Source organism: Burkholderia sp. M6-3, assembly GCF_050858985.1.
Lineage (GTDB): Bacteria > Pseudomonadota > Gammaproteobacteria > Burkholderiales > Burkholderiaceae > Paraburkholderia > Paraburkholderia caledonica.
Window position 1 is genome coordinate 3100643 of the sequence record NZ_CP110091.1, and the last position, 15491, is coordinate 3116133.

Consider the following 15491-nt stretch of genomic DNA (forward strand, 5'->3'; position numbering starts at 1 on the left):
CGAAGACTGTGCCCGCGTTCATCCAGGGAAAATGCTAGGACCACACAACAACCGTTTTAATTGCACACAAAAAATTATTGTGTGATTCTAGATGTCAGAGTTTGTCTGGTGGTGGCAATGTCGCGTCGCCGCCCGGCATCGTTCAGGAATCAGTCAGCAGGAGTGTTCCAGTGCGTGTTACGCAGTCCACGGTCTCCGACGCTATGCCCGAACCCGGCGCGGCGTTATGTCAACGGCACGTCACGATGATTACGCTCGGCGCAATCATCGGCGCGGGCCTGCGGCTGTTTCCGCGGCTCTCGCATGCGGTGGTGATCGCGATGCTCGGCGTGCCGGCCGCGACGGGCTACCTGTCTCCGATCGGTGAACACGCGATGGAAGGACGCACGTAATGTCTGAGATCGCCATCGTCGGCGCGGGATTTATCGGCCTTGCCAGCGCTGCTTCGTTGATGCGCGACGGACATCGGGTCACGCTATTCGATCCGTCCGGCGTCGGGCAAGGCGCATCGTTCGGCAACGCAGGGACGTTCGCGCATTACGCGTGCATTCCGGTGAACAACCCTTCTGTGTTCCGTGACCTGCCGCGCTACCTGTTTTCAGGCGACAGCCCGTTCAGGCTGCGCTATCAATACCTGCCACACCTGGTGCCGTGGCTCGCGCGCTTCATGATGAGTTCGTTGCCGCGCCGCTATGAGGCGAGTGCTGGCGCGCTCGCTGCGCTGCTGGCGCAAGCGCAGGAAGGCTACGCGCCGTTGCTGGCGAACGCCGAACTGGCGCGCTTCGTGCGGTCACGTGAATGCCTGTATCTCTACTCCAGCGCAGCTTCGTTCGACGCGGCGCGTCCCGCGCTCGATCTACGCAAGAAACTCGGTGTCATCTTCGACGTGCTGGGCGGCAACGACATTCGCGCGCTCGAACCATCGCTCGCTCCGATTTTCGAGCGCGGCGTGCTTTTCAGCGACAGTTGGCATTTCTCGGATCCGCAAGGCTTCCTGCAAGCGCTTTTTGAGCAACTTGCGGCGCAGGGACTGACGCTGCAGCGTTCGACCGTCAGCGCGGTGCAGCCTTCCGGCGATGGCGCGAGCGTGACGGCCGATGGGATCACGCAGCGCTTTGGCCATGTGGTCATCGCTACGGGCGCGCGCTCCGCGCAGTTCGCGAGGCAATGCGGCGATGTCGTGCCGCTCGACACCGAACGCGGCTATCACGTGCGTTATCCGGGCGCGCAGCAACTCATTTCGCGGCCTGTCGGCTGGGCCGAGCGGGGCTTCTACATGACGCCGATGAGCGACGGCATCCGCGTCGCGGGAACCGTCGAACTGGGCGGCTTCAGCGACACGCGCAACCGCTCGTTGCTCGACCTGTTGACGTTTTCATCGCGACGCGCGTTGCCTCTGCTCAAAACGCCGGACACCAGTTGGCTCGGCTTTCGTCCGACCTTGCCCGACGGTGTGCCGGTGCTCGCGCGCTCGCGTGCAAGCGAGCGTGTGATCTATGCATTCGGTCACCAGCATCTTGGGCTCACACTGGCCGGCGTGAGCGGGCGAATCGTCGCGGACCTGGTTGCGCGTCGTGCGCCTCCGCTCGATCTTGCGCCGTATGCGGCGACACGTTTTGGCATTTAGCGAAGGACCAGACTGCGGACAACTCATCGGACACAGCAGCGTCAAGGTCCAGTTTCATCTACCCATACGTGGGACGGTTTCGACGCGTCGCGCATCGAACCGCTCGTTCTATATAACGCGCGACGTGACACCTCGCAAGGAGCTCATCATGAATCGCCGCAACTGGCTGTTGAATCTTGCCGTCTGCCTACTTGGCGCGCAGACGCCGTTTGCGTCGGCGGCCGATCCGGAAGTCGTCAAGATCGGCTTCGTCGGGCCATTAACGGGCCCTGTTGCACGGGTTGGGAAAGACCTGCAGTACGGCGCGCAATTGGCGATTGACGAAGAAAACGCACGACATCCGACCGTCGGCGGGAAGCCCGTCAAATTCGTACTCGACGTGCAGGATGATCAGGCCGATCCGCGCGTTGCGATCCAGGTCGCGCAGAAGCTGGTCGACGATGGCGTGGTCGGCGTAATAGGCCATTACAACTCGGGTTGCAGCATTCCGGCGTCGACGGTCTATCACCAGGCAAATGTTGCGATGATCACGCCGGGCTCGACCAATCCGCAATTGACCAAGCAGGGCTACAAGAACGTGTTTCGCACGATGGGCCACGATGGCATCGGCGGTGTGGTCGCAGGACATTTCGTGGTGGAGCAGATGAAGGCGAAGCGGATCGGCATCATCGACGACCGCACGGCGTTCGGCCAGGGTCTTGCGGACGCCTTTGAGAAAGGCGCGAAGGAAGCAAACGGCAACATCGTAGTTCGCGAATTTACGAACGACAAAGCGGTCGATTTTCGCGCCATCCTGACGACGTTGAAAAGCAGGAACGTCGATCTGATTTTCTTCGGCGGTCTCGATGAACAAGGCGCAATGCTAATCAAGCAGATGCGCTCTCTGGGCATGAACGCGCAACTGTTCGGCGCGGGCGCGTTGAAGAGCAATGCGTTCCTGCAGATCGCCGGCACGGCGGGCGATGGCACTCAGGATCTGGAACCCGGTCCCGCGCTTGACAAGCAGCCGGCTGCGCTCGAGTTCGGCAAGCGTTACAAGGCACGCTTCAATCAGGACGTGGAACTGTACGCGCCGTTTTCGTATGACGCGGCACTCGCGATGCTCAAGGCGATCCACACAGCGAATTCGCTCGACCGCTCGAAGATCGTCGATAGTCTGGCCAAGGTCAACGTCACGGGCGTGACCGGACAGATCGCGTTCGATCCGTACGGCGATCTGATCAAGCCGCCGTACACGTTGTTCCAGGTTCAACAGGGTCAGTGGAAGAGCATGAAAACGCTGGCAGGGAGCGGCGCCTGAAATGCGCAATTACATCGCGAAGCGCCCGGCGGCTTCTCGAGTATTGCAGCAGGAATCACGAGGCTGCTGACTGCTTGTGTCGCTAGGTTCAGGCGAAGAGAGAGGCGATCATGCCTCTCTTTTCCGCCACACCTACACCCCGTGTCGGCGGCGTTCAATGTTCTCGCCCTTCGCAACCGCGACGTTGGATCGGCTCTGCTCTGCCCGCCAAGCGGCATGCCCTCGATACCCTAACTTCGCGACCCCTACACCTTCGCACATCGAACCGGCTATCAGCCCGAAGGCTTCGATTGAAAAATTAAGGTAGCGTCCGCTTTATTGTCCTTGTCAGATAGCTACCAGCGCACGTCGCCGTGACAGATAAGTAACGCACACTAACGCACAAGATCCGATGCCCACTGCGTTCGCCCATACCGTCAAAGAGAGCTTTACGACGCTCACGCCGACGGCCAAGCGCATTGCCAGCTATATGCTGGCAAATCTCGACCGGCTCGGTCTTGAAACGGCCGATCAGATCGCACAGCAGACAGGAACGAGCGGCATTTCCGTTGGACGCTTTTTGCGCAGCGTCGGTTATCGCAATCTCGATGAGCTGAAGCGCGAATTACGCGGTGCGCAAACACGTCCCTGGTTCATTACTGATCGCCTCGATGCCTATCGCAGCGAGCGCCATCAAGAAGACACACAAGGCACGAGTTCGGAAGGCGACTCACTCGCACGGTCAATGGAGCTGGAGGTCGACGCCGTACGTTACGTCTATCAGCTCGCACGAAGCGAAGGATTCGGGCGGGTCGCAGAGCGCGTTGCCACGGCTGACGCCGTTTACGTCGTGGGCATTCAATCGACTCGCGGCATCTCGAATGCGTTTTTCAGCTACCTCGAATACCTGCGACCACGTGTGTTCTATTCCGACGGTATGTCGGGCTCATATGCGGATTCACTGAACTCCGAATTTGCATCGCCCTACCTGATCGTGACGGACACGCGCGCCTATTCACGCATCGCACGCCGTTATTGCGAAGCCGCGACGCAGCGCGCCATCGCCTTCGCGCTCGTCACCGATCTCTATTGCCCTTGGGCGCGTGATTTCGATTGCGATCTGTTGCAAGTCAAGACGGACGTCGGACAGTTCTGGGACTCGCTTGCGCCGCTCACGTGTCTATTCAATCTTCTGCTGAGTTCAATTGTTGAATGCCTCGGCCCCGCCATCGACGGGCGCGTTGCGCGCAATCGCGAGCTGCAGCGCGAACTCGATCAATTCGAATTCTGATAGCCATGACCGACACTCCTCGCCTGATACATATCACGCACGACACGCACCGAGTGGATATCGACCTCGTTTATGCGACGCCCCGCAACTTCACGGGCAAGCCGATCTACCGCGAAGCGCACTGCCTCCTGCTCGAACCCGCCGAAGCTGCATTGCGCAAAGCCGTCGAGCTCGCGGACAGCGCAGGCATGACGTTGCGTATCTTCGACGCCTATCGGCCGCCGCAAGCGCAACAGGTGCTGTGGGACTTTCTGCCCGACCCGACATACATCGCCGAACTGGGCCGCGGCTCGAACCATAGCCGGGGCACGGCCGTCGATCTCACGCTGATAGACGGCGACGGTCAACCGCTAGACATGGGCACTGGTTTCGACGAGATGGTGAAGGCTTCAGAGCATTTCCACCAGGGCCTGCCGCAATCTGTGCAGCGCAATCGCCTGCTGTTGCTGGGCATCATGCACGCGGCCGGCTTTGCGCACATCGCAAGCGAATGGTGGCATTACGAATTGCCTGGCTCGCGCGCGCTGCCGGTTATAGACAACAGCGAAAGCGGCCCGTTGAAGTTGATGTGACTTGGTAGGTTCTGGCTGTCGGTTTGCAGGTTCTCTTCCTTTACACACGGAGCGAGTATGAATCTGGTTTTGCGCAATGCGCTGGCAGCGGTCGCGGTGGCATCCGCCCTGACGTTTTCCCTCTCGATGACAGGCAGCGCGCTCGCGGCGACGCCGAAAGACATGCTTGTCATGGCCACGACGCTCGACGAATTTTCGACGCTCGATCCCGGCGAGGTCTACGAACTGGTACCGGAAGAATATGTCGCGAACACCTATGACCGCCTCGTGCGGGTCGACCTGAAAGACCCCTCGAAATTCAACGGCGACGCCGCGCAATCCTGGACCGTGAGCCCCGACGGACTCACATTCACCTTCAAGATCCGCTCCGGTCTCAAGTTTCACTCCGGCAACCCTCTGACGGCCGATGACGTCGCATGGTCGATTCAGCGCTGCGTGCTTCTCGACAAAGGCGCTGCCGCCGTGCTGCAAGGCATCGGACTTACCAAAGAGAACGCGCTCGACAAGGTCAAAAAGATCGACGATTCAACGGTCAGTATCACGACCGATCAGAAGTACGCGCCGACCTTCGTGCTGAACGTTCTCGGCGCGTGGCCCGCTTCCGTGCTCGATAAAAAACTGCTGATGTCCCATCAGAAAGGCAATGACTTCGGCAACGAGTGGCTGCGCACGAACGAAGCTGGGTCGGGCGCCTACAAGCTGGTCAAATGGACCGCTAACGACAGCATCATTCTGCAGAAATACGACGATTACCGCGTGCCGCTCGCCATGAAGCGCATCGTGCTGCGACATGTTCCTGAAGCATCGAGCCAGCGCCTGCTGCTCGAAAATGGTGACGCAGACATCGCGCGCAATCTGAGCCCGGACGACCTCGCCGCATTGACGAAGTCGAACAAAGCTCACGTGACGGCCGTGCCGCAAGCCACGTTGCTGTATCTCGGCTTAAACGTGAAGAACCCGAATCTCGCGAAGCCCGAAGTGCAGGAAGCAATGAAGTGGCTGATCGATTACAACGGCATTCAGACGAACGTGGTGAAGACGACCTATAAGGTTCATCAAACGTTTTTGCCAGAAGGCTTTCTGGGCGCGCTCAACAGCAACCCCTATCACCAGGACGTCGCAAAGGCAAAGGCATTGCTCGCCAAAGCGGGCTTGCCGAACGGCTTCAACGTGACCATGGACGTGCGTAGCGCCTATCCGTACAACGAGATCGCGCAGGCAGTGCAAGCCAATCTGGCTCAAGCCGGCATCAAGGTCGACATCATTCCGGGCGATAACAAGCAGACGCTCGCCAAGTATCGCGCGCGCCAGCATGACATCTACATCGGCGAATGGTCTGCCGACTACATCGACCCGCACAGCAATGCGCAGGGCTTCGCGTGGAACCCGGACAACTCCGACAAGTCCTCGTACAAGATGCTCGCATGGCGCAATTCGTGGGACATCGCCGGTCTGACGAAAGAAACCAATGCCGCACTCGCCGAATCGTCCACTGCAAAACGCGCGCAGCTTTATCAGGCGATGCAGAAGGAAATGCTCGCCCAGTCGCCGTTCGTCATCATGTTCCAGCAGGTATCGCAGGTAGCGATGCGGCCCGGCGTGTCGGGGCTCGAAGTTGGGCCGATCAACGACCTGGTGTCTTACCTGCACGTGAAGAAGCAGTAATCGCCCGGCGGCGTCCGAACCATGTCGACAACGTTGACTCCTATCGACCGCATTCGTGCCGCGTCCGCTCGCCGCGCGAGCGTGCGCTGGACGCTGCGCCTGTTGCGCTGGGCACTGACGCTCGCCATCACCTTCACGGGTCTGCTCGCTGTAACGTTCGTGATCGGCCGCAAGGTGCCAATCGATCCGGTACTCGCGATACTCGGGGATCGCGCGTCGGCCGCCGCCTATGCGGCTGCGCGCATCCAGCTGGGTCTGGACAAGCCTCTCGTCGAGCAATTTCTGATCTACGTGAATGCGGTATTGCACGGCAACCTTGGCGTGTCGCTGCTGACAGCTAATCCAGTGCTCGACGACATTCGGCGCGTGTTTCCCGCCACGCTCGAACTGGCCACCCTCGCGACCATCGCCGGCGTTCTGGTCGGCGTGCCGCTCGGCGTCGTGGCCGCGACGCGCCATAACCGCTGGATCGATCACGTTGCGCGCTTCGTGGGCCTCATCGGCAGTTCCGTGCCTGTTTTCTGGCTCGGGCTGATGGGGCTGTTGCTGTTCTATGCGAAGCTGCATTGGGTGTCGGGTCCTGGGAGATTGGACCCGGTGTTCGATGGCATGGTCGAGCCGCGCACAGGCAGCCTGCTCGTCGATTCGCTAATGGCCGGCGAATGGGATGTGTTCTTCAATGCCATCTCGCACGTCGCGTTGCCCGCGGCGATACTCGGCTATTACTCCGTCGCGTACCTGAGCCGGATGACGCGCTCGTTCATGCTCGATCAATTGAACCAGGAGTACATCACGACGGCGCGCGCGAAAGGCGTGCCGGAGCGGCGCGTCGTGTGGGTGCACGCCTTCGGCAATATCGCCGTGCCGCTGCTCACGGTGATCGCGCTTTCGTATAGCTTCCTGCTGGAGGGCTCGGTGTTGACCGAGATCGTATTCGCGTGGCCCGGCATCGGGTCGTATCTGACGGGTGCCTTGCTCAATGCCGACATGAACGCCGTGCTCGGCAGCACGCTTGTGATAGGTGCCACTTTCATCGCGTTGAATCTGCTCACCGACGCGCTCTATCGCGTGTTCGATCCACGCGCCCGCTGATGCAACGGAGACTTTCGACGTGCGTCATCCTCTTGAACATTCGACGCAGGACTGGCCGATGAATGCCGCGCGCCTAACGTGGAAGCAATGGCTGCTCACCGACACGCCCGCGTCGCGCAAACAGGCAGCGTTGGGCCTCGCCTATCGACGCTGGCGGCGTTTCGCAGGCAACCCCCTTTCGGTATTCGGTTTTGCGATTCTGATGGCGCTGGTGATCGTCGCGATCATTGGACCGTGGATCGCCCCGCATGATCCTTTGCGTCAGGTGCTGTCGGACCGGCTGCTGCCGCCGGGCTCGCCATCGCACTGGCTCGGCACCGACCAGCTTGGGCGCGATATTCTCTCGCGCATCATCTACGGCTCGCGCCTCACTCTGTCGATAGCCATACTCGTCGTCGTCGTGGTGGTGCCGATTGGCCTCATGATAGGCACGACAGCGGGCTTCTTCGGCGGCTGGATCGATAACGTGCTGATGCGCATAACCGACATCGCGCTGGCGTTTCCGAAAATCGTGCTCGCGCTCGCCTTCGCCGCAGCGCTGGGACCCGGTGTGATCAATGCCGTGATCGCAATCTCCATCACGGCGTGGCCCGCATATGCGCGTCTCGCTCGCGCCGAAACCTTGAGACTCGTGCAGGCCGATTTCATCCAGGTGGCACGTCTGCAAGGCGCGTCGAATCTGCGCATCCTGCTGCGCTATGTCGTGCCGCTATGCATGTCGTCTGTGATCGTGCGAGCGACGCTCGACATGGCGGGCATCATTCTGACCGTCGCGGGTCTCGGCTTTCTCGGGCTTGGCGCGCAACCGCCGAGTCCCGAATGGGGCTTCATGGTCGCTTCCGGGCGCAACGTGCTGCTCGATTCATGGTGGGTCGCCACGATACCGGGCTTCGCGATTCTGCTCGTCAGCCTCGCGTTCAACCTGCTCGGTGACGGGCTGCGCGACGTGTTCGATCCGCGTCATGGAGACTGACATGCACACGAGCGAAGCGGCCCATCCGCTGTGTGAAATCGACGACCTGCGCATCGCGTTTCGCGCGCATGACGGCACGCTGAACGAAGCGGTACGCGGCCTGTCGCTCACGTTAAAAAAGGGCGAGCGACTCGGCATTGTGGGCGAATCGGGCTCGGGCAAATCGCTCACAGGCCGCGCCCTGCTCGGCTTGTTGCCGCCCGCCGCACATTGCACGGCCAAAGCGCTACGCTTTGACGGTCAGGACATGCTGGCGATGCAGGCCCATAAACGCCGTCGTTTTTGCGGCTCGCAAATGGGGATGATCCTGCAAGACCCGAAGTATTCGCTCAATCCGGTCATGACAGTCGAGCAGCAGATGCGCGAAGCCTTCGCGCTGCGTGATCCAAAGCTTGGCCGTCGTGAAATGCGGACAAAGGTCGTCGCGGCGCTCGAGTCCGTGCATATTCGCAACCCTGAACGCGTCGCCCGCTCGTATCCGCACGAGTTGTCAGGCGGCATGGGGCAACGCGTGATGATCGCGATGATGGTCTCGACCGGTCCACGCCTGCTGATCGCAGATGAACCGACGAGCGCGCTCGATGTGCTGGTCTCCATGCAGGTGCTGGCCGTGCTCGATGAACTCATCGAAAAGCACCAGACAGGCCTTATTTTCATTAGTCACGACTTGCCGCTCGTCATGTCGTTCTGCGATCGCGTGGTGGTGATGTACGCCGGTCGCGTCATTGAAACCTGCGCGGCGCGCGATCTGGTCAACGCCCAACATCCGTACACCCGCGGGCTGCTTGCCGCGAACCCGCCGCTTGTGGATCCGCCCGTTGAGTTGCCCGTGCTCTCGCGCGACTCGGCGTGGCTCAACGACTTAAGCGAACAGCAAGGAGCGCCGTTATGATTCGCGTCGATGCACTGACCGTTCGCTTCAAGACGGCCACCGGACTCGTCGATGCGGTTCGCGGCGCAAGCTTTCATGTCGCCGCAGGCGAGGTATTCGGTCTGGTAGGCGAATCGGGCTCCGGCAAATCGACTATTCTTCGCGCGCTGAGCGGACTCACCCCCGTTGCAGAGGGGTCCCTGCATATCGCCGGTTCGGATCGCGACATGCGCAAGCGCGACGTGCAGATGGTGTTTCAGGACCCATATGGCTCGCTGCATCCGCGCTTCACCGTCGATCAGACGCTGCGCGAGCCGCTACGTATCAACGGCATTGGCGATCATGAAGCGAGAATCGTGAACGCGCTGCGCGAAGTAGGCCTGAATCCGTCTTTTCGCTTTCGCTACCCGCATCAACTGTCGGGAGGGCAACGGCAACGGGTGGCGATCGCGCGAGCGTTGATCGTCGAACCGCGCATCGTGCTGCTGGATGAACCGACTTCCGCGCTCGACGTCTCGGTGCAAGCCGAAATTCTCAACCTGTTGAAGCGCCTGCATCACGAGCGCAATCTGACGATGATCCTCGTCAGTCACAATCTCGCTGTGGTCGGCTTTCTGTGCTCGCGCGTGGCGATCATGCGCAATGGAGAGATCGTAGAAGAGCTCCCTATAGAAAGCATTCGAGCGCAAAAGGTCGAGAGCGAGTACTCGCGCAGCCTGTTGCTCGCGACAGGCGGTTATCAGCGTAAGGTCGCGGAAGCATTCGGCGTGGACGCGTCGTTATGAAGGAAAAATGCCGGCAGAAATCGCCCGCCTTCAGCCCTTACGCAATCCGCTGCATGTAACTAGGCAGATCCGGATCGGGCAGCACGGCGAGCACCTTCAATCGTTGACGGGTACGCGTTTCGCCATGTCGAAGGTGCACGGCGAGCGCCGTCGACGCCGCGGCGAACTCCCCGCGCAGCAGCAGTTCGATCACGGTCCGGTGCTCCGTGAGCGTGCTCATCTCCGGATGCAGCCGGAAGGCATCGTAAAAAGCGTGATTCACGATCAGCGGCATATGCGCCTGGCTGATCGTCGCGAGCAGCTTGCGATTCGGCGCGCCGCTCAGGAACGTATCGTGCAGCGTGACTTCCAGGTGGTACAGCGTGCTTGCATCGACTGAATCCGGGTCTTCTATCGCGCGCTCGACGTCGCGCAGTGCTGCTTCGAGCTGGTCACGCGACAGTGACGGCGCGCTCGCCAGCAGTGCCGCCGGCTCAAGCAACGTGCGCAACTCGTAATCCTGCCGCACGGCGCGAGCGGTGAGCGGTCCGCATAGCCAATGCGAGTACGCGGACTTCTCGACCAAACCGCGGTCACGCAGCCGGTTGAGCGCTTCACGCACGGTTCCGCGACTCACGCCGAAAACCTCGGCCGCATTGCTTTCGTCGATACGAAAATGCCCGAACACGATGCCAAGCGAGATGGCGGCCTCTAGCGAATCGTAAATGCGCTCGCTGTTCGAAGGGATATCGAGCGGTTCGGAGGGGCGGTCGAAGCCCAGCGTCTCTTCGGAGATCGGCGCGCGCAGCGGCTCGGCCGCGCTGCCGTCTGCATTCGCCACGAGATAGCCCCGTCCTTCGAAGGTGAGCAGCAGGCCGCCGGCATGCAGCATCTCGAAGGCCTTTCTTACCGGCACGCGGCTCGTGCCGAAAATGCGCGCGACCGGCCCCTCCAGCAGCACGAGCCCTGGCGCGATATTGCCGAGCGCAATGGCCGACTTGAGCCGATCGTGAATCACGCGGTAGCGCAACCGGTTGTCGGCTTCGGGCGATACCTCCGCGGACTCGGTCGGATGGACCGGGTCCACAGTCAGCGGCGCCGCCGGCCGATGCGCGGCTGGATGTGAGCGGGAAGATCGGGAAGCGCCTGCGCGTCTTGTCATCGTCAAACGAACTTCGCCGTCAGGACCGCATGAACTCGGTCCAGCGGCGCACCAGGTAATTGTGCTCATCCATCACCGAATCCCATACGGCGACCCGGCTCATACGCGCGACGTAGCTGCCCCCGTCCCGCATCTGGCCCGCGGGCACGAGATGTTTGCTTATGGGACCGGGGAGATCGGCCGACGCGCGCGCACCATCGTACCAGTATGCCCATTCGTTGGCTTCCATATGTGCCCGCGAGCGCTCGGGATTCGAAATGTAGAAGCCTTGCCGCGCGACTGTCGCGCCAGCCCAGCCCTCAAGCCACCAGTTCAGATACTCGTAAGCGGCGTCGAGCACGCGACCATGCGCGAGCCGCGATATGCCGATGCCCCCGAACCACGCCCGATACCCTTCACGTGGCCGCGCGAGCCTGAACTTGAGACCCGCGCGTTCCAGTTCGACGGTGGCAGGCGACCAGATGCTCTGAATCGCCACCTTGTTAGCGATCATGAGTTGCGCGGCTTCGGCGAAGCTCGACCAGAACCCTGCGAAATGCCCACGCCGCTTGAAGTCGATCAGAATTGCGATCAGCCCGTCGATTTCCTCGATACTCAGATTGCCGATGTCGTCGAAGCGCATGAGCCCGCTGGCTTCGACGGCAAGCGCCGCATCGATCGCGCCGATTGCTGCATCCGCCTGCAGTGCGACGCGGCCGGCGAGTTCGGGCGCAAGCAGCCAGGCCCAACTCTCTTCGCCTACGGTGAGCGAAGCAGGTATCGCATCTTCCAGATAGACGAAGCTGTCCGCATTGTGCGTGAGCGGCAGCATGCTAATGCGCTCGCTCGGCTTGCGAGCAAGCGAGCCGTCCGGCTGAACGTAGAGGCGGTCGGCAGGTGTGCAGCCCGCACCACTGAGCTTTCCCGTCGCATGCCGTGCGGGCGCGCGGCCGATGCGTCCCGTGCGCGGCAGCACGTTGACTTCGTCCCAGCGGCGAATGCGCGCAAGTTCTATGGGTTGCAGCGCATGAGTCGGCCACAGGCAATCGAGACTGTGGAACCACTGGTCGTAGAGCTCATAGCGGTCGGGGTGCATCGCGCCGTCCCGCTGCACGGCGCCGCCATCCTGAACGATGAAGCGCAGCCGGATGCCCAGATCCTGCTCGGCTCGTTTGCGGATGTGCTCCTGAAGCGTAACGGTCGTGCCGAGCACGCGCAGTTCGACCCTGGATGGGTGCACGGCAGGGGCGGGCAAGCTCGGACGGGCGGATTTCAATCTATTAGGGCTTCGGCTGTTTGAAGATGCCGGCACAGGCGCCGGTAGGATGCGGCAACCGCGTCTCGCGTGAGGCCTTGCGCAATGATGACAAGGCGCGAACGAGGCGCTTCATGCTTGCCGGCGTCTGGCCATGCATCCAGATGCAGAACAGGATGCACGAGATGATGCACTGCATGCAGCACCACCGGTTGGTCCGCGCCGGCAAGCGCGAGAATGCCTTTGACTCGCAAAATGTTATCACCGTGGCGATTAAGCAGCAGCGTCAGCCACAGCGTGAAGACGGGCCAGTCCAGAGGTTCGTCGAACTCGATGCAAAACGCTTGCAGCGCCGCAAGCCCTTGACGGTGCGCCGGCGTCGCGTTGAGTCCCGCGAGGGGACTGTCTGCCTGGCGGGACTCTCGTGCGGTCATGCCCGTGCGCCGGATGAAGTCCCCGAAGTCGTGCTCGTTCGCCGCCGGGTCTAGTATGACCGACGCGTCGTCGGCGCACGTGCGGCGTGTGATGCTCGCGGCCGGGTTCAGTTGTGAGAGCGTTCGTTCGAGCAAAGCGAGAGCGGCATCGCCGGCAAGATCAGCCTTGCTGACGACAATACGATCTGCAGCCGTCACCTGCGCAAGCCATTCCGGATGCCGCGCACGTTGCTGATCGGCGTTGACGGCATCGACCACCGTAACGATCGCGCCGATCGAATAATGGCTCGATATCACGCGGTCGCCGAGCAGCGTCGCAACGATCGGCGCGGGCGTCGCGAGACCGGTTGTCTCCAGTACGACGCGAGAGAACGGCGGCACCTCGCCGCGAGCGCGCCGCGAGAACAGCGTGGCGAGCGCTTCCTTCAGTTCGCCGCGTATCGCACAACAGACACAACCGTTATCGAGCAGTACGGTCTGCGCATCTACCTCGCCGATCAGCAGGTGATCGAGCCCGACCTCGCCGAACTCGTTGACGAGCACGGCCGTATCGCGCGCGGCATCGCCCTTGAGAACGTCGGCGAGCAAGGTGGACTTTCCACTGCCGAGAAAGCCCGTAACGATAGTCACCGGAATCACGTCATAGGCGAGGCTCATGGCTGCGCCTCGTCTTCGGCGAACATCGTGAGCGGGTCAAGCGGACGGCCCAGCATGGTCTCGGCGGCTTTCCATATCTGCATGAAATCTTCGACGATGATCTGCGCGCCGGTCGGCGAAGACAGCACGAACGATTGCCCGTGAAAATCCACGAGCTTAAGCCGAAAGCTTTCGAGCACCCGGTTCGCATGCGCGACCTGCACATACCGCTGCCGCCGCGCGCTCACGCTTTCGCCTGCTGCCACGGTGTTGGACCAGTGACGCCCGCCGCCGAGCAATCCGCACATGCCGCACATTTGCACTCTCCACCGTTTAGGGCATGACGTCGCCGGAATTAGGGCCGAGCGTCTGTCCGACGAACAGATTGCCGCCAGGGTCGGAGGCGAGCAGCACGGCGGTCGGTGCGACCTCGTCTGCACGGCCGAAGCGTCGCAACGGCAATTCCTTTGACTTTGCTTCCTTCCATGATGCGCTGATTCCATCCACGAGGGGCGTCTCGATCGGACCCGGCGCGATAGCGTTCACGAGCACGTTGTCGGGAGCGGCTTCGAGCGCGAGAGATTTCGTAAAGCCGATCACGCCGGCTTTCGCCGCGGCATAGTGCGTGAGTTCGGCGCCGCCCTTAATGCCGAGTTGCGACGCCACGTTGATGATGCGGCCCCAGCGTTGCGCGGTCATTGACGGCAGCGCGCGCCGCGAGCAAAGGAAGACGCTGCGCAGATCGACGCGCAGCATGTCGTCCCACATCTGGGTGGTGAGATCGGTACAGCGGGCCTGCGTCAGCATGCCCGCGTTGTTGACGAGGATGTCGATGCCACCATAAGCCGCGAGGCAGCGATCGACGATGCCGTGCGCGCCCGTCTCGTCGCCCACATCGGCGACGATGGTTTGAACCTCCACGCCGCTTGCGCGGCAGGCGTCGGCATGAGCGGCGAGCCGGGCCTCGTTCAGGTCGGCGAGCACGAGGCGCGCGCCGGCCTGTGCGTAAGCGAGCGCAATGGCGGCGCCGATGCCGCTCGCCGCACCCGTGACGACCGCGCGGCGGCCGTCGAGTGAGAACATTGATGCCATGTTGATGTGTGTCCTGTGTGTGTCCTGAACGAAGGCCTAGCCGGGCCACCGCACGGTGAGACCGCCGTCCGCGATGATCGACTGCCCGGTGATGTATGAAGCGTCGTCGCTCGTCAGATAGCGGATCAGCGACGCGATCTCTTGCGGCCTGCCGACACGTCCAAGCGGAATGCCCTTGGCCGCCTCGCGCAGGCCGTCCGGGCCGAGCGAATTGACCGCGTCGAGCGATTGCGGCGTTTCGATGAGACCGGGAATCACGGCGTTACAGCGGATGTTGCGCGGCGCGAGTTCCATCGCCACGGCACGGCACAATCCAGGCACGCCCGCTTTGGCCGCCGAGTAATGCGTATGGTTCTCCCATCCATACACTCCGCCGGCGATCGACGACACCGCGACCATTGCGCCACCGTCCTGCATGTGGCGCGCTGCGGCGCGAAACGTGCGCATGACGCCGGACAGATCGACATCGAGCATTTGATGCCACTGCTCGTCGCTCATGTCCGCCAACGGCGATGCGCGCAGCAGGCCCGCGTTGGCAACCGCGTAGTCGATACGGCCAAAGCGTTCCATTGCCGCGGACGCGAAGGCCTCGACCTGCTCCGCCGAGGTGACATCGACGGCCTGCATCAGACATTGGCCGCCCGCCTGCTCGACGGCTTGTACGGTCAACTGCGGGTCGTGCGGGTCGCCAGGAAAATACCCGCCGACCACGGCGACGCCGGCTTGGGCATACGCTACTGCGAGCGCCTGCCCAATGCCGCTCGCGGCGCCCGTTACTAAAGCTACTTTCACAGAGATT

The 15491-nt window shown here is 61.9% G+C and carries 16 protein-coding genes; 10 read left to right on the forward strand and 6 right to left on the reverse strand.

The annotated features are described in order from the left end of the window. Positions 1-170: 170 nt before the first annotated feature. The 10 genes from OH764_RS31415 to OH764_RS31460 all read left to right on the forward strand — a co-directional run bounded on the left by OH764_RS31415 (position 171) and on the right by OH764_RS31460 (position 10155). Positions 171-392, forward strand: a complete 222-nt coding sequence (locus tag OH764_RS31415) for a hypothetical protein (RefSeq protein WP_498849912.1) — start codon at positions 171-173, stop codon at positions 390-392. Then, complete coding sequence (locus tag OH764_RS31420; protein WP_498849913.1) at positions 392-1627, forward strand: NAD(P)/FAD-dependent oxidoreductase; 1236 nt, start codon at positions 392-394, stop codon at positions 1625-1627. Before OH764_RS31415 ends, OH764_RS31420 begins: the two co-directional genes overlap by 1 nt. A gap of 148 nt (positions 1628-1775) precedes the next feature. Then, positions 1776-2927 (forward strand): branched-chain amino acid ABC transporter substrate-binding protein, encoded by a 1152-nt coding sequence (locus tag OH764_RS31425; RefSeq protein ID WP_498849914.1) that lies wholly within the window; start codon positions 1776-1778, stop codon positions 2925-2927. 391 nt (positions 2928-3318) lie between these two features. Next, positions 3319-4197 (forward strand): MurR/RpiR family transcriptional regulator, encoded by an 879-nt coding sequence (gene sapR, locus OH764_RS31430; RefSeq protein ID WP_498849915.1) that lies wholly within the window; start codon positions 3319-3321, stop codon positions 4195-4197. Positions 4198-4202: 5 nt separating this feature from the next. Continuing rightward, a complete protein-coding gene (gene ddpX, locus OH764_RS31435) occupies positions 4203-4769 on the forward strand; it encodes a D-alanyl-D-alanine dipeptidase (RefSeq protein WP_498849916.1) in 567 nt (188 codons plus the stop codon). A gap of 57 nt (positions 4770-4826) precedes the next feature. Next, positions 4827-6434: an ABC transporter substrate-binding protein gene (locus OH764_RS31440; RefSeq protein WP_498849917.1), complete on the forward strand. Its 1608-nt coding sequence runs from the start codon at positions 4827-4829 to the stop codon at positions 6432-6434. Positions 6435-6455: 21 nt separating this feature from the next. Then, a complete protein-coding gene (locus OH764_RS31445; RefSeq protein ID WP_498849918.1) occupies positions 6456-7526 on the forward strand; it encodes an ABC transporter permease in 1071 nt (356 codons plus the stop codon). Positions 7527-7584: 58 nt separating this feature from the next. Continuing rightward, positions 7585-8499, forward strand: a complete 915-nt coding sequence (gene nikC / locus OH764_RS31450) for an ABC transporter permease (protein WP_498851337.1) — start codon at positions 7585-7587, stop codon at positions 8497-8499. Position 8500: 1 nt separating this feature from the next. Then, on the forward strand, positions 8501-9391 hold the full coding sequence (locus OH764_RS31455; RefSeq protein WP_498849919.1) for an ABC transporter ATP-binding protein: 891 nt from the start codon (positions 8501-8503) through the stop codon (positions 9389-9391). After that, positions 9388-10155, forward strand: coding sequence for an ABC transporter ATP-binding protein (locus OH764_RS31460; protein WP_498849920.1), 768 nt, complete (start codon positions 9388-9390; stop codon positions 10153-10155). Before OH764_RS31455 ends, OH764_RS31460 begins: the two co-directional genes overlap by 4 nt. Positions 10156-10192: 37 nt before the next feature. Here OH764_RS31460 and OH764_RS31465 read toward each other — a convergent pair whose 3' ends face one another. The 6 genes from OH764_RS31465 to OH764_RS31490 are packed head-to-tail and all read right to left on the reverse strand — an operon-like array spanning position 10193 to position 15484. Further along, a complete protein-coding gene (locus OH764_RS31465) occupies positions 10193-11296 on the reverse strand; it encodes a GntR family transcriptional regulator (RefSeq protein WP_498849921.1) in 1104 nt (367 codons plus the stop codon). Positions 11297-11315: 19 nt separating this feature from the next. After that, on the reverse strand, positions 11316-12515 hold the full coding sequence (locus tag OH764_RS31470) for an ABC transporter substrate-binding protein (RefSeq protein WP_498849922.1): 1200 nt from the start codon (positions 12513-12515) through the stop codon (positions 11316-11318). 32 nt (positions 12516-12547) lie between these two features. After that, positions 12548-13621, reverse strand: coding sequence for a CobW family GTP-binding protein (locus OH764_RS31475; RefSeq protein ID WP_498849923.1), 1074 nt, complete (start codon positions 13619-13621; stop codon positions 12548-12550). Beyond that, a complete protein-coding gene (locus OH764_RS31480; RefSeq protein WP_498849924.1) occupies positions 13618-13917 on the reverse strand; it encodes a hypothetical protein in 300 nt (99 codons plus the stop codon). The genes OH764_RS31475 and OH764_RS31480 overlap by 4 nt, the downstream gene beginning before the upstream one ends. 16 nt (positions 13918-13933) lie before the next feature. After that, complete coding sequence (locus OH764_RS31485) at positions 13934-14692, reverse strand: SDR family NAD(P)-dependent oxidoreductase (RefSeq protein WP_498849925.1); 759 nt, start codon at positions 14690-14692, stop codon at positions 13934-13936. A 36-nt stretch (positions 14693-14728) separates the two neighbouring features. Continuing rightward, entirely contained in the window at positions 14729-15484 is a 756-nt protein-coding gene (locus tag OH764_RS31490) for an SDR family NAD(P)-dependent oxidoreductase (RefSeq protein ID WP_498849926.1), read from the reverse strand. Between the last annotated feature and the right edge of the window lie 7 nt (positions 15485-15491).